At 65.7% G+C, this 23,772-nt stretch carries 20 protein-coding genes; 8 read left to right on the forward strand and 12 right to left on the reverse strand.

All coding sequences use genetic code 11. The features are described 5' to 3' along the window. Positions 1-373 precede the first annotated feature (373 nt). Entirely contained in the window at positions 374-2,941 is a 2,568-nt protein-coding gene (locus VT84_RS07555) for a VIT and vWA domain-containing protein (protein ID WP_082839112.1), read from the reverse strand. 224 nt (positions 2,942-3,165) lie between these two features. Next, complete coding sequence (locus VT84_RS07560) at positions 3,166-3,858, reverse strand: MarC family protein (protein WP_082839113.1); 693 nt, start codon at positions 3,856-3,858, stop codon at positions 3,166-3,168. 301 nt (positions 3,859-4,159) lie between these two features. On the opposite strand from VT84_RS07560, the gene VT84_RS07565 reads away from it, so the two are divergent. From VT84_RS07565 to VT84_RS07575, 3 genes are all read left to right on the forward strand, one after another. Continuing rightward, on the forward strand, positions 4,160-5,845 hold the full coding sequence (locus VT84_RS07565; RefSeq protein ID WP_082839114.1) for an RNA polymerase sigma factor: 1,686 nt from the start codon (positions 4,160-4,162) through the stop codon (positions 5,843-5,845). A 170-nt stretch (positions 5,846-6,015) separates the two neighbouring features. Beyond that, entirely contained in the window at positions 6,016-7,434 is a 1,419-nt protein-coding gene (locus tag VT84_RS07570) for a Gfo/Idh/MocA family protein (protein ID WP_239465727.1), read from the forward strand. 378 nt (positions 7,435-7,812) lie between these two features. Continuing rightward, positions 7,813-8,124, forward strand: coding sequence for a MarR family transcriptional regulator (locus VT84_RS07575; protein ID WP_052559342.1), 312 nt, complete (start codon positions 7,813-7,815; stop codon positions 8,122-8,124). A 99-nt stretch (positions 8,125-8,223) separates the two neighbouring features. On the opposite strand, the gene VT84_RS07580 is transcribed toward VT84_RS07575, so the two are convergent. The 4 genes from VT84_RS07580 to VT84_RS07595 form a co-directional block, all read right to left on the reverse strand. Further along, the gene (locus VT84_RS07580; protein ID WP_162271635.1) at positions 8,224-11,769 is read right to left on the reverse strand and encodes a sigma-70 family RNA polymerase sigma factor; all 3,546 of its coding nucleotides are present in this window, start codon (positions 11,767-11,769) and stop codon (positions 8,224-8,226) included. An 86-nt stretch (positions 11,770-11,855) separates the two neighbouring features. Further along, entirely contained in the window at positions 11,856-12,779 is a 924-nt protein-coding gene (rbsK, locus tag VT84_RS07585; RefSeq protein WP_082839117.1) for a ribokinase, read from the reverse strand. A gap of 45 nt (positions 12,780-12,824) precedes the next feature. Then, positions 12,825-13,244, reverse strand: a complete 420-nt coding sequence (locus VT84_RS07590; RefSeq protein WP_052559351.1) for an arsenate reductase ArsC — start codon at positions 13,242-13,244, stop codon at positions 12,825-12,827. Beyond that, entirely contained in the window at positions 13,241-13,912 is a 672-nt protein-coding gene (locus tag VT84_RS07595) for an MIP/aquaporin family protein (protein ID WP_082839118.1), read from the reverse strand. Before VT84_RS07595 ends, VT84_RS07590 begins: the two co-directional genes overlap by 4 nt. 129 nt (positions 13,913-14,041) lie before the next feature. Here VT84_RS07595 and VT84_RS07600 point away from each other — a divergent pair, with 129 nt between their 5' ends. After that, positions 14,042-14,506 carry a DUF1003 domain-containing protein gene (locus VT84_RS07600; RefSeq protein ID WP_082839119.1) on the forward strand — a complete coding sequence of 155 codons (465 nt, stop codon included), beginning with the start codon at positions 14,042-14,044 and terminating at the stop codon, positions 14,504-14,506. A gap of 8 nt (positions 14,507-14,514) precedes the next feature. Here the strand turns inward: VT84_RS07600 and VT84_RS07605 are convergent, their stop codons facing one another. From VT84_RS07605 to VT84_RS07615, 3 genes are read right to left on the reverse strand one after another with little or no spacing between them, the layout of a single operon-like run. Next, positions 14,515-15,108, reverse strand: coding sequence for a GNAT family N-acetyltransferase (locus tag VT84_RS07605; protein ID WP_082839120.1), 594 nt, complete (start codon positions 15,106-15,108; stop codon positions 14,515-14,517). A gap of 19 nt (positions 15,109-15,127) precedes the next feature. Further along, a complete protein-coding gene (locus VT84_RS07610; protein WP_082839121.1) occupies positions 15,128-15,457 on the reverse strand; it encodes a hypothetical protein in 330 nt (109 codons plus the stop codon). 1 nt (position 15,458) lies between these two features. Then, on the reverse strand, positions 15,459-16,292 hold the full coding sequence (locus VT84_RS07615; RefSeq protein WP_082839122.1) for a phytanoyl-CoA dioxygenase family protein: 834 nt from the start codon (positions 16,290-16,292) through the stop codon (positions 15,459-15,461). Between the two features lie 245 nt (positions 16,293-16,537). Between VT84_RS07615 and VT84_RS07620 the strand changes: the two genes are divergently transcribed. Together VT84_RS07620 and VT84_RS07625 are read left to right on the forward strand one after the other, a co-directional pair. After that, positions 16,538-17,182: an LCCL domain-containing protein gene (locus VT84_RS07620; protein WP_082839123.1), complete on the forward strand. Its 645-nt coding sequence runs from the start codon at positions 16,538-16,540 to the stop codon at positions 17,180-17,182. Positions 17,183-17,240: 58 nt separating this feature from the next. Beyond that, entirely contained in the window at positions 17,241-17,858 is a 618-nt protein-coding gene (locus tag VT84_RS07625; protein WP_082839124.1) for a TIGR02996 domain-containing protein, read from the forward strand. 98 nt (positions 17,859-17,956) lie between these two features. On the opposite strand, the gene efp is transcribed toward VT84_RS07625, so the two are convergent. Continuing rightward, positions 17,957-18,532, reverse strand: a complete 576-nt coding sequence (efp, locus tag VT84_RS07630; protein WP_052559365.1) for an elongation factor P — start codon at positions 18,530-18,532, stop codon at positions 17,957-17,959. A gap of 251 nt (positions 18,533-18,783) precedes the next feature. On the opposite strand from efp, the gene VT84_RS07635 reads away from it, so the two are divergent. Then, positions 18,784-20,802, forward strand: a complete 2,019-nt coding sequence (locus VT84_RS07635) for a prolyl oligopeptidase family serine peptidase (RefSeq protein WP_082839125.1) — start codon at positions 18,784-18,786, stop codon at positions 20,800-20,802. 241 nt (positions 20,803-21,043) lie between these two features. Next, positions 21,044-22,855 carry an alkaline phosphatase family protein gene (locus VT84_RS07640; protein WP_082839126.1) on the forward strand — a complete coding sequence of 604 codons (1,812 nt, stop codon included), beginning with the start codon at positions 21,044-21,046 and terminating at the stop codon, positions 22,853-22,855. Positions 22,856-22,937: 82 nt separating this feature from the next. On the opposite strand, the gene VT84_RS07645 is transcribed toward VT84_RS07640, so the two are convergent. Next, positions 22,938-23,285, reverse strand: coding sequence for a DUF3467 domain-containing protein (locus VT84_RS07645; protein WP_052559369.1), 348 nt, complete (start codon positions 23,283-23,285; stop codon positions 22,938-22,940). A 200-nt stretch (positions 23,286-23,485) separates the two neighbouring features. Further along, entirely contained in the window at positions 23,486-23,731 is a 246-nt protein-coding gene (locus VT84_RS07650) for a hypothetical protein (protein WP_239465732.1), read from the reverse strand. Positions 23,732-23,772 lie beyond the last annotated feature (41 nt).

The raw sequence follows: 23,772 nt of genomic DNA on the forward strand, positions 1-23,772 counted from the left end.
AGGCCAAGGGTCGTTTAGTTCTCGATCAAGCGTGCGCTCGCCCTTATGAGCCGGAGGGCCTCAAGGGGTTGGATAGCGAACCGTCGGAGCGCGGCGGCGAAGTTGGGGCTTTTGGCGCCGGTGTGCAGTTGGGTCCGGGTGCTGCGGATAGCGGCTCGCATCCTCACCGAAGGTGACGTCGCGACCCCGATGTAGGTTGTTCTCGGTGGACCAGTGGGTGCGATTCCAGCACAACAGGCCCGGTCCCGGCCTTGAGCGGGCACGAACTCGTGAGCCCGCAAGACGTCTCTTGTTCGATGCGCCCGTCCGCGAACCGGCGGCCTACCCGGTACAGGATTTCAAACCTCAGCGCTACACTGATCTTGAACAGAGACTAATCCTTCCAGCCCAACACGATCTCCAGTGCGGGCACACCGGACGCCCACGCACCGGATGGGTCTTCCAGCGTGAGGCGGACCGGTTGGTTCGCAGCGCGGCGCACGTTGAGCGGTCGACGCCCGCCCTGGCGCAGCACGTCGGCCAGTTTCACCCGCGCCCGAGGACTCGCGAGATCGCCTACGAAGAGCAACAACGTCAACTCCGGGTCGAGTTGATCGGCTGTCAGCGCGCTGTCGCCAAACATGACCGCGAGGAACGTCAGTTGCCCCTCAGTGCCGGTCGCGGAATCGTACAGCGCCGCACCATCCGCCGGTGTGTGCTGCCCCGCCCTTACGCTGATACGAACGTCGCGCGATGGCGGAGCAATCTCGTTAAGAGAGGCCCATTGCCCGCGCACACTGGCTTGGCGGAGCCGGTCAATCATTTCAGGTGTCAGCTTCACACTGACGCCCGCCCCGCCCCCTGGTCCCGAAGGTGGCGGTGAAGCGATTTTTCGCGCTCTCCGGGCGCCAACGGGAGCAGGTGCGGGTGGGCGCGACAATACAGACGGAGAAGTTTGCAGCGCGCTCATACTCGCAGCGCCGCACACTACCGCTGCCCCACTGCCGAACTGGGCCTCCAACCGCTCCTCCGGCAGTCCGTTCGCCACCGCGACCGTTCCCGTAACGGGCTGTCCCGCTTCCGTGCGAACCGCGATGAACGCTGTCTCCGAACTCGGCACGCCGACCGCCAGTGATTCGCGCACGAGCAGCTCGCGCACCGCCTTCGCCGAAGCCTCGTGCGCGTTCTCCGCGAAGACCTTCTCTTCACCCACATCCACCGCGTCGTAACCGAGGCGCCCGAGTTCCGTGCGGAGCTTGTCACCGCTCGTCCCGCCGGTCATCACGTATTCGAGCCGGCGCACGCGATCCGCACCGAAGAGCGCCTTGAGGCCCGATGTCGCACTACCCGCATCAGAGCGCGATTCCGCAATGACGTCCGCTCCCGTGCGCAAGCGGAACGACAGCGGCTCACCGTCCAGCGGTACCCGACCAACGACCCACACCGGGCGCCCGGCGGGGAGATCGCCGATATCGACTGCACTGGCAGGTCCAGGAACGACGAGCGCGACGGTGCGCCCGGTCGCCTCCGCGCGCACGCGGTTCACATCGAGTGTGAGGCCCGTGAGGACCGGAGCGGACCAGTCCGCGAGCACTTCGTCGAGTGCAGTCGTCACGTCGTCTTCGTCCGGGTTGCTCGTGAGGAAGCGCGACACCCCGCCCCCTCGCTCAGCCAATTCGCTCGCGAGTGTGGCGTTCGGTGCGGCGTCGATACACAGCACGCTCACCCGGCGCCGGTTCGGTTTCTCCGATTCCAGGTCCGCCAGACGCAGAACGCGCCCCGCGTCACTCACTTCTGCGTCGGTGAGAATGAGAACGTGGCGCGACGGCGTGTCCGCAACCCGCGCCCGGTCGAGCGCCTGTTCCAGCGCGACGCCGAGTTCAGTTCCGCCGCTGTCCCGATTGGCCTTCAAGAACTCCACGGCTTCGCGCACCGCGTCCGGTGTCGCTTTGCGCGGGCGCTCGGCGAACCACTTGGTGGTGTCGTGAAACAGCCCCAGCGCGAACGAATCGTGCTCGCTCATCCCCGCCAGGAAGCGCTCGACGGCCCAGTCCGCGGCCTCCCACTTCGCACCCTCCATCGAACCGGAGTGGTCCACGAGGAGCACGACCTCACGCGGGATCTTCTTCGCGTTCGCGAACTTCGGCGGCGCGCACAGCGCCAGGAAGTACGCCTTCTCGGTCGCGGGATCGGTGTGAACCCACGTCCGCAGTGCGGGTTGCGAATCGTCCGCCTTCGCGCCCCACGAAATAACGCAGTCGCGGTCCGGAATCACTTCCCCTTCCCGCAATCGAACGCGGTCCCCCTCCACCGCGAGTGCGTGCGTGGAGCAGGCGATGCGCTCGGCTTCGCGAACGACGAGATCGAGCGCGAACCGATGGCCCGGGTCGCGCAGCACGGCGAGCGGTTGCCCGCCCGCGTGGCGCGAGCTGGCCTCGTCCGCGCGAACGTAGCGCGGCGCAGTGGTCAACGGCACGCGCAGTGACCACCCGGCCCCTTCCGCCTTCGCGACCTGCACGTAATCGGTCTGAACGGCGATGTCCTGCCCCGGCCGAATGCCGGCCACCGCGAGCGTGAACACGTCCGGCGATTCCCGCGTTACGAGGGCCGCTTGCCGCCCCGTGCGTTTGGCTTCGCGATAGTCCGTTTCGGCGGTTTCGCGCTCCTTCAGGGTGGTGTGAATCTCGACGTCGCCGAACCGCACGCGAACACCAGTCACGGCCGCGTCGCCCGGTAGCGGGAAGCGGTACAGTGCTTCGAGAACGTCGGTCGATCGGTCCGGTAGCGCGAAAGTTTGCGCGAGCGTGAGAGTCGCGAGCGGCCCGGTCACAGTACCGGTCAGTGACGTGCGCATCAGCGGAACGAATTTCCGCGGCGCGTCCGGCTCCGACGGATTGTCCGCGACTTCGAGAACACCGAAACCGTCCGGGCGCGAATTATAAAAAGCCTGTGAATTAAGCATTTCAGCCTCGCTCGTGTGAGAAGTGAATGGGAGGAAATTGCGTGGCTCGACCAAACGAAGACGGGACTTTCTCTAATTCGCGTTCTGCTCACTCCATTTGAGGAAATTGGCGGATATGGTCGGCGCTCGGCCCGCGTTTAGGCGAACGGCTGGCGTAAGCCGGTGAGAGCAATGTCCCACAGAGCACGCGCGACTGAGCCGAGAGGGGACGGCGAATCCCGCCCTCAGCTCGCGGACGAACCGCTTCGCGCCGCGACCATGATACACCGACACGCGATACCCGTGGGCGGGTTCGCATCGACGGGAACCGAACGCAGCGCGGCCGGGGCGGGTTGCATTTGGGCCACGAACCGTTCGATACCGGTCAGGAACATCTGAACCGCGATCGCGACGAGCACCATCCCCATCAGGCGCTCCAGGGCGGTGAGTCCCTTCTGCCCCAGGTACGAACGCAGGCGCGCACCGAGGAACACGATTACAGCTACACCGAACCACGCGACCGTGACCGCACCGAGCCACTCCAGCCACCGGTTCGGCTCGCGGCTCATCAGGAGCAACTCGACCGCAAGCACCGACGGCCCCGCGACATACGGAATCGCGAGCGGCACAATGAACGGCTCGCCGTCTACATCTTCGTGCAGACTGTGGGACGGGGTCGGGAACACCATCTTGATCGCGATCAAAAACAGGATCACGCCGCCGGAAATGGACAGCGCCGGCTCGGAAATTCGCATCGCGGCGAGCACGTACTGACCGGTAAACAGGAACCCGACCATCACCAAGTACGCGATCACCAGTTCCCGGAGAATCACGCGACTCTGGCGCGCCGGGTCCACGTGCTTGAGCGCGGCGAGAAAAAACGGGATGTTCCCGAGCGGGTCCATGACGAGGAACAACAGCATTGCCGCCGCTGCCATAGGCACATTTCCCTTCCGGTAGCGCGAAAACCGAGCAAGTGATACCAACACACGAGTATGAGGAGCCTGCTTCGGTTACCCGTGTGGCTCGCTCTCACACTTGCCGCTCAAAAGGTTCCCACCGTTCTATCCGTATATTCGCACATGGGCGAACCGGTACCGATCGCTGTTCCGGTTCCGGCGCGCGACTGTTACAGTTTTCTTGCACGGTTTTTGCCACGTCAGGGAAATACACAAGTAGTAAGCGCGGCGGAACCGGGCGGTCCGGTACCTCGAACCCCGCCAGGGAGCAGGAGCGCGTATGGCAATCGGATCGCTGGCCGGCGTGATCCCCCGGTTGCGGGCGACCGCACTCGCGCTCCCCGGCGCCACGAGCGACGCCGAGCTGCTCGACCGGTTCATCACCGCGCGCGACGCGGCCGCGTTTGAAGTGCTCGTGCGCCGGCACGGGCCGATGGTGCTCGCCGTGTGCCGCCGGATCCTGCGGAACACCCACGACGCGGAAGATGCGTTCCAGGCCACGTTCCTGGTGCTCGCGTACAAGGCCGCGTCGGTGTCGCCGCGGAACCGCCTCGCGGCGTGGTTACACGGGGTGGCCCAGAAGACCGCACTCAAGGCCCGGCACCGCGCCGCGCGGCGCACCGAGGTGGAAAAGCGGGTTCCCGCACGGAGCGCCGAAGACATGACGCCCGAACTCACCCGCGCCGACGCCGAGCCGCTCCTGGACCAGGAACTCGCGGCGCTCCCCGAGCTCTACCGGCTCCCGATCGTCCTGTGCGACCTGGAGGGGCAGTTGCGCTCCGCGGTCGCGGTCACCCTCGGGTGCTCCGAGGGCACTCTGTCCTCGCGCCTCACGCGCGGCCGGCGCATGCTCGCCGAGCGCCTGAAGCGCCGCGGCGTTTCGCTCTCCAGCGCCGCCATCGTCGTCATCCTGACCGAGCGCCAGGTCGCACTGGCCGAGTCCCTGGTCCGCGCGACCGTCCCGGTCGCACTGGCACCGATGTCAGCTTCCGCCGTGTCCCCAAATGTTGCTCAACTCGCGACAGGAGTATTGAAGAGCATGTTCCTGAAAAAACTGCAAACGGTCACCGTCGCCGCCGTCGTCACCCTCGGCGCCACGTTCGCGCTGACCGGACTGGTCGCGGACCCGACCCACGCGGCGGCCCCGGTCCCCAAAACACCGGCCGGCCCCGCGCTCGACGAAAAGGCGCTCAACGAGGCGCTCGCCGACGTGGACGGCCAGTTGCTCCTGAACCGCAAGGTGCTCAAGGACATCAAGTGCGACATCGACCAGCTCGACCGCATCATGGACGCCGTTGAAGCCGGAACCCTGGCGTCGCGCAAGAAGACCCAGGAAGCGATGGTGCAGATCAAGGTGAACGCGAACGGCGGGAACGTGAACCCCGAGGCCATCAACCAGATGTTCAAGGACGCACAAGAGGCCGGGGAGAAGGAGATGCGCAAGGCCACGGCGGAAGTCGTCACGAAGATGCTCACGATCCCCCAACGCGCCCGGCTCCGCGAGATCGACCTCCAGTCCCGCGGGCACGACGTGTTCACCACGGCCTCTGTCGCGAAGGTGCTCGACCTGAGCCCGAAGCAAAAGGAACAGTTCGCCGCGAACGTCCAACAGACCGCGGACGAGGTCCAGCAAGCGTTCCAGAAGCCGGTCCAGGTCGGACTCGGGAACTTTGCCGCGGTTTCCTCGTTCGATGTCGATTCGATCACCAAGGAAGCGCGGGCCGAGGGGATGAAGCGGGCGCTGGCGATCCTGACCGACGAGCAAAAGGAGTCGTGGAAGAAGCTGACGGGCGAGCCGATCAAGTACACGATCAACCGCCCGTGGATGGGTGCGAGCACCGGGGTCGTGCGCGCCAACGCGGGCGGCGTCATGGTCGCCCCGCGGGTCGTGGGCGTCGCTCTTCCCGCCCCCGCCCTGCCCGCGGTTCCCCTCCCTGCTCCCGTCCCGGCTAACCCGCCCAAGTAACTCGAACCGGGCCACTGATGCCACCCGACCCGCGGCCCAACGCCGCGGGTCGGGTCGTTGAGCGCCTCACATTTCTCCCGCGAACACGGAACCGCACTGTGGACACCTCCGCGCCGGGCGGCTACCTTCAGTGGCGCCTGCCCTTTCCCACGCCAGTAAGGAGTCCGCTCGTGCCCCAAAAGGTTACTCGCCGCCGCGCGATCCAGATCGGAACCGCCGGAACCCTCGGCTACCTGTTCACCGGCCCCACCTACTCCGTCACGCGCGCGTTCGGCGCCAACGAGAAGATCCGCGTCGCCGGGATCGGCGTCGGCGGGAAGGGCTCGGGCGATATTCAACAGGCCGGGGAACTCATGGAAGTGGTCGCGCTCTGCGACATCGACGAAGAGCGCCTCAACAGCCGCGCCGCGACCTGGCCGAGCGCGAAGAAGTATTTCGATTACCGCAAGCTCCTCGACGAGATGGCCAAGAACATCGACGCCGTCACCGTTTCGACCGCGGACCACTCGCACGCCCCGGCCGCGGTGCTCGCGATGCGGGCCGGGAAGCACGTGTACTGCCAGAAGCCCCTCACGCACACGGTCTTCGAGGCGCGCCTGATGCGCGAGGTCGCCGCGAAGCAGAAGGTGTGTACGCAGATGGGGAACCAAGGATCCGCGCTCAACGGGCTGCGCCGGGCGGTGGAACTGATCCACGCCGGCACCCTCGGCCCGATCCGCGAGGCCCACGTCTGGACGAACCGCCCGGCGCACTACTGGAAGCAGTCCCCGGACATCACCGCCCGGCCGAAGGAGGCCCCGGTCCCGAAGACTGTCCACTGGGACGAGTGGATCGGGCCGGCGCCGATGCGCCCCTACGCGCTGGCGTTCTCCCCGCGCCCCGCGTACCACCCGCACGACTGGCGCGGGTACTGGGACTTCGGCACCGGCGCGCTGGGCGACATGGCGTGCCACACCACGAACATGGCGTTCCGCGCCCTGAAGCTCGGCGCCCCGACCGCCGTGGTCGCCGAGGCGGGCGAAATCAACCCCGAAACGTACCCCGCGTGGGCACACATCCAGTACCTCTTCGCGGCCCGCGGGGACGCCCCGGCCTGCACCCTCCACTGGTACGAGGGCTCGCGCGACGGGAAGCGGGTGCTCCCGCCCGAGGAGTTGCTCGCGAAGCTGCTGAAGAAGGGTGAGAAGCTCTCCGACAGCGGGTCGATCCTGGTGGGCGACAAGGGCGTGCTGTTCAGCCCGAACGACTACGGCGCCCGGTTCCGGCTCACCCCCGAGAAGGACTTCGAGGGGCTGCAAACGGCGACCCCGGAGAAGCTCCCGGCGGGCGTCGATAAGGGCGAAGACCCGCACATGAAGAAGGAGTGGACGGACGCGATCAAGGCCGGCAAGCCGGCGCTGGCGTCCTCGAACTTCGACTTCGCCGGGCAGCTCACCGAGACGATGCTGCTCGGGAACATCGCGGTCCGGTTCGCGGGCACGAAACTGGAGTGGGACGCGACCAAACTGCGGTTCACGAACTCGGACGCCGCGACGAAGTTCGTCAGCAAGGAGTACCGCAAGGGCTGGGACTTCCTGACCCGGGGCTGACCGTAACGTTTGCCCATTCGCCCCGAACTCGCGGACCCAAATTCCCGGCGGGGGCGTTGTGAACCGCACAACGCCCCCGCCGGGAATTTCTTTGGTACAAAAATTCCGCAACGAAAGGAACAAAACGAACTAGAGTAGTAAAGAAAAGAACGTCCGGGCGTTCCGCGTGCCCGTCTGTTATACCGGTGTGACTCGCATCAATCGTGTACCTGAACTCATAAAAGAGCCAGGAAACGTACTCCAGAGCGACAGCGAGCCCTATGAACAAACAGATAATTGCAATTCGCACGTCGTTCGGCTAGATTCACTAGTAATTACCCGCCCCCGCGTTGCCGCGCCATCTTTTCTTTCTTATTCGCCTCGCTTGGAGAACGTCCCGTGCCCATCCGACCCACCTCGCACTTCGACTGGCAAGTACTCCGGACCGTAAAACGGAGCAAGAAGCCGCCCGTCGGGCGCACCCTGCGCCTGGTCCCGAACCGCAAAACCAAGGACGGCTCGTTCCTGACCGATCTGGTCGAGGAGGGGCTGCTCGAGCGCGCGACCGGCACCGAGGCCGATCCGTTCGAGGCGACCTACACGCTGACCGAGAAGGGCAAGTTCGCCGCCGAGTACGGCGAGTACGAGTACCAGGTCAAGCCGCGGGTCGCGGAACCGGCCCCCGCGCCCAAAGAGCGGAAGTCGCGGTAACGAATCCGTCGCACGTGTATTCAACAACCCGAGGCTTCGTGCCGCGCAAAAGCGCCCGCACGAAGCCTCGAATCATTAGGCGACCGGTTACAATTACCGCTACGGTTGCCCGAGACGTTTCAGTGTAGCGGCGGCATCGGTGGTGAGCGGCGTGCCAGGGGCACCCGCAGCGAGTTCAGCTAAAAATTTCCGCGCCGCGGGCGTCCCCAAACCTTCCAGTAGTTCCACTACCCGAAGCTGGCGGAGGCGCGCCGCCGAGAGTGTTCCCTTCTCGAACGACTTCAGGAACGCGAGCGCCCGCGCCCGTGCTTCTGCCGTTGGCTCACCCTCCAGTCGCTTCCGCACGCCCGGCACGGCCGATTCACCGTATTCGGTCAGCTCCTTCGTTGCGCGTTTCTGCGTCACCGGTTCGCCGCTGCCGAGATCGGTGAAAATGCGGTCCAGTACCGCGTCACTCGGGGCCGCGGGCGAGGGCTTCATGTGCTTCCGGAGCAGGGGCATCGCGCGATCGGGAGCACCCGCCAGTTCACACAGCGCGGTAAACGCCTCGGGGCTGGATCGACTGATCACCTCCCAGCGTTTCTCCGCGTCGGCCTCGGTAAGCGGTTGGCCCCGTTTGGGCGCTGCGCCGGCCAGGGTCGCGTCCCACACGATCGCGGTACCGTCACTGCCGCCCGAGAGCATTCGGCTCCCGTCCGCGCTGACATTCAGAGCAGGGACGTATCCCTGGCGCCCGGCCAGCGTGCGCCGAAGGAGCCCCGTCGCGACCTCGAACACAGCAACCTCACCCGTGCTGTAGGAGACGTAGAGCGTCCGACCGTCCGGAGCGAGTGCCGAGGAACCAATGTACCGAAACGACACCGTTTTCGGTACCGGCGGGCCGTCGAATCCCCGTACCCAGCGCCCGGCGATCGGGTCGATCAGGTTAATTTCGCCCGTGAACGATTCTCCGTCGCGCCCGTCCGCGAGCTGAATCGTTCCCCCGGCACCGGTCAACAGAAACAGGCCGTCGGCCGTGAATCCTCCCGAACGGTACGTGCCTTGAGATGTCACCAGCCGACGCACGCGCTGCCCCGTAGCGAAGTCCCACAAATCAACCACCCCGTCCGAGCCCGATCCGAAAACGCGACCGTCCTGTTCGCGCGAGCAGGCACAATAGGATACCGTGACGAGCCACTTCCCGTCGGTTGAAACGGACGCAACTTGGCACTCGCTCGCGCAACGAATCTTCGGGTCTTTAGGAGCGACCCTCGTTGGTTTCGGGAGCTCGATCGTTCGCGCGAGTTTCATTCCGGGCCACTCCCAGACCGCGACGTTCGGCCCGGACGAAGCAACCAGGTACTTTCCGTCGGGTGTGAAAGAAAGCGGACCGAATTTCGCATCACCCGGCAGGTTCGTGGGCGTGTTCTCCCGCCCGGTCACAGCGTCCCACGTTCGGAGTTTTCCGTCGCAGGTCGAAACCAGTACAGACTTCCCGTCCGGGTTGAAAGAAAATCCCCCAATACCCCCGAGAACGGAAATCGAGCGCCGGTCCGCCCCCGTTGTGGAATCCCACCAGCGAACCGTACCGTCCCGACTACCGGTGACCACGGTCTTACCGTCCGAACCAAAGGCGACACCGGAAACGGCGTCTTTATGTCCGACCTGTGGGCACACATCGGCCCCGGTTGCGAAATCCCACAATCGGATCAGCCCGTTCTGTCCCGCGGATGCGAGGGTCTTGCCGTCTGGGGTCACGGCCAGCGCCTCGACCCAGGTATGGTTCCCCGTGAGCGTATGTAAGAGCTTACTCGTTGCGACGTCCCAGACCTTCGTCACTTCGTCGTGCCCGCCGGTAGCGAGTGTTTTGCCGTCCGGCGAAAACGCCACGGAGTACGTACCGTGTCCGCGCCCCGGTTTCTTGTTCTCGTGCCCGGTCGCCAACTTCTGTTCCTTACCCGTCGTTAGCGTCCACAAGCTGGTGTCCCCCTTCTCCAGCCCGATCGCGAGAGTCGTATTCGAGAGGGCAACCGCGGTCCGGATACCGTTCCCGAATGGGGTGGCAACTTTGAACTGGGCTTTGGAATCCCCGGTGCTGACGTCCCAAACCGACACCAGCACCTCGGACTCGAACTTATCACGACCGAGCTGCTTGGCGCGCGTGAGCACGACGAGCGTCTTTGTGTCCGGGGTGAAATGTACTTCACCACACGACGCGGGGTGGACGGCGACGGCTCGGAGCGGTTTGAGCGCGTCCACTTTCACGCCGGTTTTCAGTTCGCAGAGGCGCACTTCGCGGGCGCGATCGAGTTGTCCCGCGCGCCCGATCGCTAGGGTCTTCCCGTCCGGGTTGATGGCGTAACAGGAATCGCGCTCGTTGTCCTGTGGGTTCGGGTTCACGGGCACAATGCCCATTTTCATTTCTCGCGACGCGAGTTGGGGCTTCGCGCCCTTCTCATCAGTGAACTCCCAAATCAACGGCACCCGATCGTCGTAACTGCCCCGAACCAGCGCGATCCCGCGCCCGTCCGCGAGCCACACGAGCTGATCGACCCGCGCTCCGGGCAAATCGACCCGGCGCAGTGCCCGCCCCGTCTTCGCGTCCCAGATGGTGAGTGAATCATTGGTGTGGGAATCGCCGCTCCACGACGCGAGCTGTGTCCCGTCCGGTGAAAACGCCATTCGCTCGACGCGGCCCCCGGCGCGCAACCGAGTGCTCCCGAGGCGCGCCAGCGCTGCGGGCGGAAGGGGATCGCCAGGAGCGTCTGCACGGGGCGGCTCGTCCGACGCGAGTGCGACCGCGGGCGGATCACTGGGCATTTCGACCTCCGCGCTTGCCGGGGTGATGAGTGCGGCGAATGCCCACCCGCACGCGACCAACCCAACTACCACTGCAACGAGAGTTCGGACCTTCAGTTGGAACCCACGCGACGCACTAACGAGTGCTGCGACCGCGGGTGAAGCCGTTCCGTGCGAAACGAACGCGACCGCGGCCCGGGTCGTGGAGTCGACGGCCGCGGTACCCGTGAGGTCAGTCGCGAGCACCCCGAAACCAGCAGCAGGAAGTGTGATCCCGCGCCGCGCGAGCCGGTCGCGGAGCAGGTTCCGCCCGCGTTCCAGTCGGCGCTTCAGCATCGCGAGCGAGCACCCGAGCGCGTGGGCCGCTTCGTCCCGAGTCCGCCCCTGGAGGTAACAGAGCACGAGCGGTCCGCGGAGCGCGTCGGGCAACGCGGCCAGTTCGTCATCGAGCGCGCGGCACACTTCGTCCCACGCGACCGCGACCGCGGGATCGCCGGCACTCGAAGGAACATCCCCGGAAACGGCCGGCACGTTCGCTCGCGTGCGCCGGAGCGCTTTGCGGGCGAGCCGCACCGCGGTCGCGTGCAACCACGGCCCAACAGTGCGCCCCCACTGAACCGTTGCGGCCTTCCCCGCGAGAACGAGGAACGTCGCCTGACACACGTCTTCCACGGTGTGCGGGTCGCGGACGCGCCGGCGCACGGTCCCGCGAACCAGCGCACTGTGCCGCGCGACCAGTTCCGCGAACGCGCACTCGTCGCGTGTGGCCGCGAACCGCGCAAGAAGTTCCGCGTCGGTGAGTTGAGGCGGTTGCAAGTCCGCACGCAGCAGTCGCACCGCGGCCTGCCGGAACTCAATTTGAGACATGTGTCCCCCCGGGATCAGCGAACGATTCCCAGGATAATGCCCCGCCGCCCTCAATGTGGCGCAAGAACGCGCGGTTCGGCGAATCGTCATTCCATAAGGTCGGCGGGCAAATCTGCTGCGTGCGGGAAACTCGTCTGTGTTCCTGGGGATTGCACACTGATTGCCGCGATCCGGTTCGCGCGCTGAGCAGCGGTCACCAGATCGTCTCCCCGCGCCAGGAAAAACGCGAGACTGCCGATAAAGGCGTCCCCCGCACCGGTGGTGTCCACCGCCTCGACCGCGGGCGCCGGGAGCGCGGTCATTCCGCGAGGTGTTGCGACCAGACACCCGCGTGCGCCGAGCGTCACGACGACGTTGTGCGCGCCGCGCGCCATCAGCTCCCGGGCAGCGGCTTCCGCTTCTTCCGGTGATTCAACGGGCTTACCCGTGAGAACGGCCGCCTCGTGTTCGTTGGGGCAGAACACCGTCGAGAGCCGGTACGCCTCGGCGGGTATCGTCGTGCTGGCCGGGGCTGGGTTGAACACCACAGGCACACCGGCCCCGGCCGCGAACCGCATCGCGGCCAAGTTCGTTTCGACCGGCACTTCTTGCTGGCACACGAGCACCCGCGCCGATTCGATCGCACCGCGTGTCGCGTCCACATCGGTCGGAGCGAGTAGCCCGTTGGCCCCGGGCGTCACGGCGATCGTGTTGCGCCCCGCGTCGTCGACCGTGATGACGGCCGTACCGGTGGGAACGCCGTCTGTTGAAGTGACGCGACGGGTATCAATGCCTTCGGTGCGGAGGTGCGCGAGCATGTCGCGACCGAACAGATCGTTCCCGACGCGCGCAACGAGTACGACGTCCGCCCCGAGACGCGCAGCCATCACCGCCTGGTTCGCGCCCTTGCCCCCGTACCCCATCGTGAACCGGTGGGCGTGGAGCGTTTCTCCCGGCACGGGGAGCCGGGTCGTGTAAGTGTTCAGGTCCAGGTTCGCGGAACCGACAACGCAAATCTTGGGAGGGGACATGACGAAAATCCGCGCGGGTGCGCCCGCGGTTGGGGCCGGGAGTGGTTACACTACGCGCGAGTCTACACCCAGTTCCCCCAACAGCGCACGCACTTTTCCGCCGATCAGGTCGCGGACCTTGCGGAACTCTTCGGGCGGCATCTCGCGCGGGTCCGGAATCTGCCAGTCGAACCGGTGCTTCGCCCGCACGAGCGGGCACGCATCCCCGCACCCCATCGTCACGGCCGCGTCGATCTCGGTACCGTTGAAGTCGTCCAGTCCCTTCGAGGCGTGCGTGGTCAGGTCGTACCCGAGTTCGGCCATCGCCGCGACCGCCTTCGGGTTCACCTTCCCGCTCGGGCGGCTGCCGGCGGACAGCGCCTCCACCGCGTCCCCGCCGTACATGCTGGCGAACGCCTGAGCCATCTGACTGCGGTTACTGTTCTCCACGCACACGAACAGCACGCGGATCTTGCGGTCGCTCACGAGCAGGCTCCGTCTCGGCAGCAGCCGGGTTGTTGGATGAGTACGCACGTCGGAACGGCGACCACCGCCCCGAGGAGCGGGGCGGCGATGTATACCCACAGGTGTTCCGTGCTCCCGGATACGAGCGCCGGGGCGAGCGACCGGGCCGGGTTCATACTCGCGCCGGAAATCGGCCCGGCGAACAGTGCTTCCAGAGCGATCACCGCGCCCACAATTACGCCCCCGAGCGCGCGCACCGAGGGTTCCGCGACCGTGACCGCGAGGACGACGAACACGAGCACCGCCGTGAGCCACACTTCGAGAACGAATGCGTGCCACGGCGGGCCGTGCGGGAGCGTCGCCCCGAGCGTGGCGTGGTGCGGGTACATGGCGAACAGGAGCGCGCTGGCCGCGAGCGCCCCCGCGAACTGCGCGAGAACGAACGGCGCCACCCGGCGCCCGGGGACGCGGCGCGCGAGCCACAGCCCCACCGTAACGGCCGGGTTCAGGTGCGCCCCCGACACGCTCCCGACCGCGTAGGCCATCACCAGCACCACGAGGCCGAACGTGAGTGCGACCCCGATGTGCCCGATCTTGCCCGGGTTCACGGAATCGAACACGATCGCGCCCGTGCCCGCGAAGACGAGAACGAACGTACCGAACAGTTCGGCGAACAGGCGACGCGACACGGGCGGACCTCAGTTTTGGGGTGCGCCCATTGTAGGCCCGAGTGCGCCCACAGTCAGGGCGCCGGGCTTCAACGATCCGCCCCAGTTCACTACAGTGTCCGCACCCGCACCACCAACCCCGGTTCTTGTATGCAGCCCCAGTTCCCGGAACGGTACGAACACGACCACCCGCCCGTGCGCAACGTGAACGAGGTCGTCACCGCGGACCTTTCGTGGGGCGCGTGGGCCGCCGACCGCGTGGCCGGCGTGGTCGGGTCGTGGTGGTTCATCGGCACCCAGTCGGCAATGCTCCTGTCGTGGGCGGCGCTGAACGTGGTCGCGTGGCTGGAGCACTGGGATCCGTACCCGTTCATTCTGATGAACCTGTTCCTCTCGCTCCAAGCTGCGTACACCGCGCCGATGATTATGATGAGCCAGAACCGCGTCGCCGCGATGGACCGCGTGCGCGCCCAAAACGATTACGAGATCAACCTGAAAGCCGAGGAAGAGATCCGCGTCGTGTTGGAGCACTTGGAGGCTCAGAGTGTGCTCCTGCGACAATTACAGCAGGAAGTGCGCGAGATGCGGGCGCAACTCGGGAAGCCCGAACAGTAAACTCCCGACTACCCCTTCTCGAACGCCGCGAGGCGAGCGAGCAGTCCGTCCTTCACGCGCGGCCAGTCGGTGGCAGTAATCGCGAACAGCACGCTGTCGCGGATGCGCCCGCCGCGTGTAATCATGTGTGAGCGCAAAACGCCCTCGCGCGTGGCCCCGAGTTTGGCGATCGCGGCCTGTGAGCGCGCATTCCGGAAGTCGGTAAGGAGTTGCACGCGGTTCAGCCCGAGCGTGTCGAATGCGTGGGCGAGGAGGAGAAATTTGCACTCCGGGTTCACCGCACTGGCCCACTGATCGGGGCGGTACCACGTCCACCCGATCTCGACGCGCTTGTGCTGCGGAACCGGGTCCAGATAGCTCGTGCCGCCGATCAGTTCCCCGCTCGAAAGCAGCCGAACCGCAAACGGCACGCGCTTGCCGGCGTCGCGCAGCGCGAGGGCGTCGTTGAACACGCCGTCGAAGCCCGCGCCGCTCCCGAGCACGGTCATGTGCTCCCAGATACTGTCGTCGGCAGCCGCGCTGCGCAGCCCCTCGCGGTGCTCCTCTGTGAGCGGTTCCAGACGTACCCATCGCCCTGTAAGAACTGGTGCCGTAATCTCCATCAATGGCGCTCCGTTAGTTTCACCCGCGAGTGTGGTGAATCAGGTCGCGTTCCGCGTTGTAGTACTCCAAAGAGTAAGGGATACCCGCCGCGGTGAGTGGTTCGGTGATGCGTGGTAAATTGACACCAACATCCGCGACGGAGCCGTGAATCAACACGTACTCCGGTTCCACCGCAGACCGCTCGATCACCAGTTCCGCGAACGCACACGTGATCTCGTAATCGGTCCACGAGCACTTCCGCACGTCCCAGCCGGAACGCGCGAACACCCGAGCCACCCGCTCCGGCGACCGGGACGTGTGTAGCGAACCGAACACGTTCGATTCGTCCGGGAGCGCGGGACCGTCCACGTTATTCCTCGTTCGGCCGGGCGCGGTTGTTCCAGTGCGCCGGAGTTTCACCGCAAACGATCACGCCCTTGTCGTGCCAGCCCATGTACGCTCGCACATCGCCGGGGGTGTACCGGAGCGTCAGCCCGCACCGGCGGCGGTCGCTGGTGTTCGCGTCGGATCCGTGGAGCAACAGATCGGAGTGGAGCGAGGCTTCGCCGGCCTTCAGTTCCACGAACACCGGGGCACCGTACTTTTCCACTTCGGGCACGGTCTGATTCAGGATGTTACTCTCGTCCGTTTCGCTCAACTGGTACGTGAGGTGGCCCAATCCCTGCGTTCCCGAGATGTACTTCATGCAGGCGTTCCCGCGGTCCGCGTCGTCGATCGCGAGCCACACGGTGACGGCCTTGCTCGGCGTGAGCGGCCAGTAGCTCGCGTCCTGGTGCCAGCTCACCGTTTTGCCGTCCCGGGGCATTTTGCAGAAGAAGTGCGAGCCCCACGCGACCACGCTCTCCCCGAGCAGGTCCGATACGATCGCGACGATTCGCGGGTTCGTGAGCACGTCCCACACGCGCCCGTGGCGCAGGTGCGCCGAGCTGATCGAGTAACTGTCCTTGCCTTCCGACATGTACTTCGCGAGCAGGTTATCGAAGTATGTTCGTAGCCCCGCGACCTCGCTCTCACTGAAAATGCGCAGCGGGAGAATGTACCCGGTGCGGTTGAAGTGCTCGACCTGCTCGCGCGTGAGCACCTTCGGGTTCGCGTTGGTGCAGGTATGGAACGACAAATCGCGCTCGATCTGGTGCAAGTCGTCCTGGCCCGGGATCGTCTGGAAGGTGTTCGGTGTGTTCATCGCACAACTCGGTGGGGAGAGATGCGGGAATTTTACTCGGTCGCGCGCATCGCGTCTTGTGGGTATCTGCGCCGCGCTCCTACGATGGCGGAGAAGTCCCACCCGCTCGTTGACACTCGCGGTTCGCCCGGAGCCTCTTGGCGAACCGCAAGTGTCAACGAGCGGGTGGAGCACCGCACCACAGACATCGCATCTTCTCCCCTTCCCTTTCAGGAAGCCGGGGTAGGTCTTTTAGGCTTCAAACGATGAGTGACGACAACGACTTACTCGGTCTGGACGATCTGCCCGACGAGGCCCGGAGCGCGGTGGACGCGGCCGAGCGCGCGGTCACGGAGGTGCGCGAGCGCGCGGACTACGAGTCCGCCCAGATCCGCGCCGCGGCCGAGCGGGAGTGCGACGCGATCCGCGCCCGGGCCGAAGCGGAACTCGCCGCGGTGCAGCACGCCACCACGCGCGAACTCGCGCCGCTCGTGCGCGGGCTACTCGACCAGCTCCGGGAGTTTCAGCAGCGGTACGCGCGCGAGGGGTTGCTCGATGAAGCACTCGCGATCCGCGCCCGCGTGCGGCAATTGCGGGGTGACTTGCTCGGCGTGCGGCCCGACCCGGGTACGCTCACCGAGTTCACCCCGAGCGACATCGGGCGCACGGTCCTGATCGAAGTGACCGGGCGCACCGACGGCAACGTGTGGGGCACCGACGTCTACACGGCCGATTCGCGGCTCGCGTCCGCCGTGGTCCACGCCGGCGTCGTGCGGGCCGGCGAGCGCGGACTGGTCCGCGTCACGATCCTCGACGGCGCGGACCTCGGCTACACCGGCAGCGCCCGCAACGACATCATCAGCTTCGACTACGCGACCTACCCGATCGGGTACCGCGTCGAGCGCGTTTGAAGCTCCGGGTGGCGGGAACCGGCGCGCCTTTCCACCGAGAACGTGACCCGGAGCCGATATGGAACACCCCGACTGGTCGGCGTTCATGGCGGCGATCCTGGCCGACCCCGACGACGACACCGTGCGCCTGGTCGCGGCCGATTTCCTGGAGGAGAACGGCGACCCGGATCGCGCTACGTTCATTCGTATTCAGTGTGAACTCGCGCGCCTCGAAGCGCACGGCGCGGCGGTATCGCCCGAAGCCGACGAGTTGCGGAAGAAAGAACGGGCGTTCCTCGGCGCGCGATCCGTGTTCCGACTGCTGTGGGCCGCGGATGCGTGCCCGGAGTTGGTCCCCATCAAACCGCCGCCGCGCGGGGCTTCGCCACTCGCAATGCCGCAAGTCGAAGGCGCGGAGAAGTTAACGTGGCGCCGCGGGTTCGTGGAGCGGGTCCATTGCCCGGTCGCGGAGTGGCTGCGACACGGGGCCGCGGTGCGGGCGCGCCAGCCGGTGCGAGTCGTGTCGTTCTCGACCAGCGCCCACCACATCGCCCGTGATTTGTGGTACACGAATTTCGCGGCCTTACGCGGATTGCGCGAGCTTTGGATGTCTGCCGTGTTGCCCGAAGAGGGGGAATTCGTGAGCTGGCTCAACCAACAACTACCGGGAACCAAGGTTGTGGGGGTGCCGTTCTGATTGCCGGCGCGTGACCGGAGGGTTCGCTGAGTGCAGTGCCTCCGGGGCTCGCGCCCCGGTCTTTTGATCGCCAATCACAAATCGGCACCCGCCGATTCCTACTTGCCTTCCTTCGAGCGCCGGAGGTACTTGCCGTCTTCGGTCTGCACCTCGATCAGTTCGCCCTGTGTGATGAACGACGGCACCTGAATCACCAGACCCGTTTCCAGCGTGGCCGCTTTCGTCTGCGCCGCGGCGGTCGCGCCCTTGATACCCGGTTCCGTCTCGGTCACCTTCAGCGTGACGGTCTGGGGCAGTTCCATCGACAGTGCCCGGCCGTCGTAGAACGTGATCTTCACGTCGTCGTTCTCGCGCAGGTACTTCATCATGTCGCCGACCATGTCGCCCGACAGCGTCACCGGCTCGAACGACTCCTTGTCCACGAACACGAAGTCTTCGCCGTCCTTGTACGAGTACGTGTAGTCCTTGGTGTCGAGGTACACCACGTCCACCTTGTGGTCGGGGTGAACCCGCTCGTCGGTGATGGCCCCGGTGGTCATGTTCTTGAGCTTCAGGTACAGGATCGCGCGCCAGTTCCCCGGCGTGTTGAGGTCGCGATCGAGGCAGTAGAAGAGGGTGCCTTCCATGTTCAGCACCATGCCCCGCCGGATGTCGATCATCTTCGTCGCCGCCACTGGAAGCCTCCGTTTAAGGGAGCCCACGTCCGTGTGGGCGGTCCCGGTGTGTGAAACGCTCAACCGTTGTTCTAGCAGACTCACGCCGGGCGGAGAAGGGAACGCGGCCCGCCGGTTCGGTGTTTCATACCCGCGAACGCGAGCCCGGTTCGCGCCTGCCCCCGAAACACCGAACACGAGCCTTTCGGGGCTGACTCCGCGCACCCGCCCCCTTACACTGCCGTAACCCACGACACCCCGGAGGTGCCCCGATGTTCGCGCTGCCACGCATTCTCGCCGCGGCCCTGTTCGCCACGGCTACCGCCAGCCTCGCCGTATTCCCCGCGGGCGCGTCCCGTGCCGACGGTCCCAAGGACAACATCGCCGACAACGTGCGCCCGGTCCCGCCGGTCGGGAACACGATCCCGGACGCCGACGCGGACGAGATCAAGAAGGGGCTGGTCGAACTCCAGCAGCTCATCAAGGACATCGGGAAGCACGACCTGCTGCCGGACGTGCAGGTGTACGAGAAAGCGGTGCGATGGGCGCTCGACTACAAGGAGATCTACGACGGCAAGGGCGCGAAGCCGGCCACCAACGTGAAGAAGGCACTCGCGGCGGGCCTCGAACGGGCGAAACAGCTCAAGGGCGGTCAGGCACCGTGGACGACGCAGACCGGGAGCGTGGTCCGCGCGTACACGTCGAAGATCGACGGCAGCGTGCAACCGTACTGGCTCATCGTCCCGAAGGACTACGACTTCACCGCGAAGACCAAGCACCGGCTCGATTTCTGGTGGCACGGCCGGTTCGAGAACGTCGTCGAAGCGGGGTTCATGGCCAACTCGCCCGGCACGGGCGGGATCATCCCGGCCCCCGGCGCCCTCATCCTTCACCCGTTCGGGCGCTTCAGCAACGCGAACAAGTTTGCCGGTGAGATCGACACGTTCGAGTGCCTGGAACACGCCAAAAAGCACTACCGCATTGACGATTCGCGCCTCGTGGCTCGCGGGTTCAGCATGGGCGGGGCCGCGTGCTGGCAGTACGCGGTTCACTACCCGACGCTGTGGGCCGCGAACGCGCCCGGTGCGGGCTTCAGCGAGACGCCGGAGTTCCTGAAGGTGTTCCAGCAGGAGAAGCTCGAACCGACGTGGTACGAGCAGAAGCTGTGGCACATGTACAACGCCACCGATACCGCGGTGAACATCTTCAACCTGCCGACGGTCGCGTACAGCGGCGAAGCCGATTCGCAGAAGCAAGCCGCCGACGTGATGGCGCGAGAGATGAAGAAGGTCGGGCTGGAACTCACGCACATCATCGGTCCGAAGACCGGCCACAGCTACGAAAAAGGCGCGAAGGCCGAGGTCAATAAGCAGATCGATGCGTTCGTCGAGAAGGGCAAGCCGGCCAAACCGAGCGAGATCAAGTTCACCACGTACACGCTCCGCTACAACCAGTGCGGCTGGGTCGAAATCACCGGACTGGAGAAACACTGGTCCGAGGCCAAGGTGACGGGCAAGACCGCCGACGGTACCTACGAACTGACCACGAGCGGTATCTCCGCGTTCAACATCACGACCCACGAACGCGACATCGTGGTGAAGATCGACGGCAAGACGGTCCTCACCGAGATGGGCATTCCGACCGACAAACCGCGCGTCAAACGGTTCGTCAAAGTCATCGGGCGCTGGGCCGTACCGGGCAACCTACCCGACGAACTGAAGAAGGCCCCCGGCCTCCAGGGGCCGATCGACGACGCCTTCATGGACTCGTTCGTGATGGTCAAACCCACCGGGAAGGCCGCAAACGAAAAGGTCGGCGCGTGGGCCGCAAAAGAAATGAAGCACGCGACCGAACACTGGCAGAAGCAGTTCCGCGGCGACGCCCCGGTCAAGAACGACACCGAAGTTACCGACGCCGACATCAAGAACAGCAACCTCGTCCTCTGGGGCGACCCGTCGAGCAACGCGGTACTCGCGAAGATCGCGGACAAACTGCCGGTCAAGTGGACCGATAAGGGCGTGGTGGTCGGCAAGGACACTTACGACGCCGGTACCCACGTTCCGGTGCTGATCTACCCGAACCCGCTGAACCCGAAGAAGTACGTCGTCCTGAATAGCGGGTTCACGTTCCGCGAGTACGACTACCTCAACAACGCTCGACAGGTGTCGAAGCTTCCGGACTACGCGGTGATTGATGTCACCACCCCGCCGAACTCGCGCTACCCGGGCAAGATCGCGCGGGCCGGATTCTTTGGCGAGAAGTGGGAACTGCTCGAAAACGACGGGAAGTAACAGACGGGTGCCGGGCGTGGTGCCCTCGCCGGCAAGGGCACGGTGAACCCCGCCCGCAAGGGCGGTGGGTATCCGTCAGTCACAAGGGTGTTGGCCCGTCACCACTCACCGCCCTTGCGGGCGGGGTTCACCACGACCATCACCCGCCCTTGCGGGCAGGGTTCACCTGGTCGGTTCGGCTCCCCCTCCCCTAACAAAGAGAGGGGCTTAAATAGGTTCTTCGCTTTCGCCCGGAGTTCATATGCCGCGTATCCCGGTCATTCTTGGTGCTTTGCTCGTGTTCGCGACCGTCGCAGGGGTCGGTGGGTATTTCCTGCTGCGCCCGCCCGAACCGAAGCGCCAAGCGCGCCCCGAACTCGCACCGGTCGATCCCGGCACACCGCCCGTTGATGATCGCAAGGCCGCGACCGAGCAACCGAAGCTCGTGGTGCTGGTGGTGTTCGACCAGATGCGCGGCGACTACATCTCGCGCTGGGCCGAACTCTACGGCCCCAACGGGTTCGAGCGCATCAAGAAGGACGGCGTCTGGTTCAGCGAGTGCTACATCCCCTACTCCTGCACGTCCACCGGCCCCGGGCACGCCTCGCTCTCGACGGGCGCGCCGCCGAGCGTTCACGGGATCATCGAGAACGAGTGGTTCGATCGCAAGACCGGCACGCAAATGTACTGCTGCCAGCCGAAGCGCCCGTATGAACTCGTTCCGCCGGTGCCCGAGAGCCTGGGCAAGCCCGGGCGCGGGGCGGCGACTGGCTACTCGCCCGAACGCCTGCTCGCGCAAACGGTGGCCGACTCGCTCAACGAGTCCACGAAGGGCCAGGGGCGCGTGTTCTCGCTCTCCATCAAGGACCGCACTGCGGTGCTGATGGGCGGTCAGAAGCCGACCGGCGCGTACTGCTTCGACACGCGCGACGGGCTGTTCCACACCGGTGCGTTCTACCGCGACGCCCCGCACCCGTGGGTCACCGAGTTCAACGCCGCGAAGCCCGCCGATGCGTGGTTCGAGCAGAAGTGGGAGAAGCTGCGGACCGACATCGACTACGCGAAGTTCAGCGGTCCGGACGACGCCCCGGGCGAAGCGGTCGGCTACAACGGCCAGGGGCGCGTGTTCCCGCACCCGTTTAAGGGCAAGCTCCCCGCCCCCGCGAAGGGCTACTACTCCGCCCTGGAGTGCTCGCCCTCCGGCAACGAGATGCTGTTCAGTCTGGTGAAAAAGGCCGTCACCGCGGAGAAACTCGGGCGCGGCGCGGTACCCGACCTGCTGTGCGTCAGCTTCTCGTCGAACGACATCATCGGGCACCAGTACGGCCCGGACTCGCAGGAAGTGATGGACGTGACCCTGCGCTCCGACAAACTCGTCGGCGAGTTCCTGACCTTCCTCGACACGGAAGTTGGCAAGGGGAAGTACACGATGGTCATCGCGGCCGACCACGGCGTGTGCCCGTTGCCGGAACTCCCGTCCACGAAGGCCAAGTACCCGGCCGCGCAGCGCGCGACGACCGAGGAACTGGCCACAGGACTCGAATCGGCGCTCACCGAGATGTACGGCAAGTCCGACGTGAAGACGAAGTGGATCGAGGTCTTCGACGACGATGTGTGGCCCTGGCTGTACCTGAATCACAAGACCATTGAGGCCCGGAAGCTGAAGGTCGAGGACGTCGCCGAGCGCGCACGCGACTTCGCGGCCGGGCGCGGGTTCGTCGAGACGGCGTTCACGCGGAAGGAACTCGAAGACGGGAAGTTCCCGCCGGAGCAACCGTTCAAGAAGGCCGTCGCACTCGCGTACCACCCGGACCGGTGCGGCGACGTCATCATCATTCCCAAAGCCGGCGTGCAGATCTCGAAGTACACGACCGGAACGGGTCACGGCAGCCCGCACCCCTACGACGCACACATCCCGTTCCTGGTGTACGGGGCGGGCGTTCCTGCGCTCGGCAAGCGCGCAGAAAAGGTGTCGTCGCTGTCGGTCGCACCGACGCTCGCGTGGGCGCTGGGCGTCCCCGCACCGAAGCAAGCAGCGCTGTTCCCTCCGGAAGTGTTTCCAGTGAAGAAATAGCCGAACACAACCCACGAAAAGCCCGCGGCCCGGACTTGTTTAGTCCGGGCCGCGGGCTTTTTCGCATTCACGATCGATCGAATCACATCCCGTTCGGGCGCTGTTGCTGCGGCACGCGGAGCCGGCGGTTCGGGTCGAGTTCGACCACGCCGAACATCTGCTCGTGCTGCGCGACCGCCCGCTTCAGCAGGTCGGCGAGGCGTTTCGCGGTCACGAAGTTCATGATGACCCGGTGGGTCAGCGTGATCGGGTCGGGACCGGCCGGCGTCACCACTTGGGAGAACGTGCCCAGTTCCAGGTACACTTCGTCCGCGTTCAAGTGGGCCTGAACGAAGTTCGCGTACACCGTTTCCCGGTTCGTCACGTCCACCGGGATCTGCACCTGCTGCTGCGGGTTCTGTGCGGGCGCCGGCTTGACTTCCTCGGACATTTTGGCGACTCCTCGAGAGATTGGTGTGCGCTCCGCGCCGTCGTCACGTACAGTCGCGGATTGGCACAGTATAGGACAAACCGACCACTCGTGTATACCGACGAGAAACGCCGCGAAAATCGAGTGGTGTGATAGTTCGGCGCGTGGGTTGATTGATACCCGATGAGCGCGGAATGTGACAGGTGAGTAGGGTCCGCGCGCTACTCCTTACCGAGCACAAGATCCACGACCCAGCACCCGCGCACGTGCGCCCCGGTACCGCGACAGTGGTCCAGGATGTCGGCGTTGTCGCACCCGGCGTCCTGAAGCGCATCAGCCAGGATCGGCACCGCAGAGAAGTCACGTGACTCGTACACCTGCGCCGCGAGTGCGAGAACGGTGGGGGTGCGCCACGCAGAGGAGAAGGCGACGGGGCGGAACGGGTTGCCGAAGATGTCGCGGAGCAAATCGGCCTGCGCAGCCTCTTCGACGCGCCGAGTCTGGTCCC

It is taken from the genome of Gemmata sp. SH-PL17 (assembly GCF_001610855.1).
Classification (GTDB): Bacteria; Planctomycetota; Planctomycetia; order Gemmatales; family Gemmataceae; genus Gemmata; species Gemmata massiliana.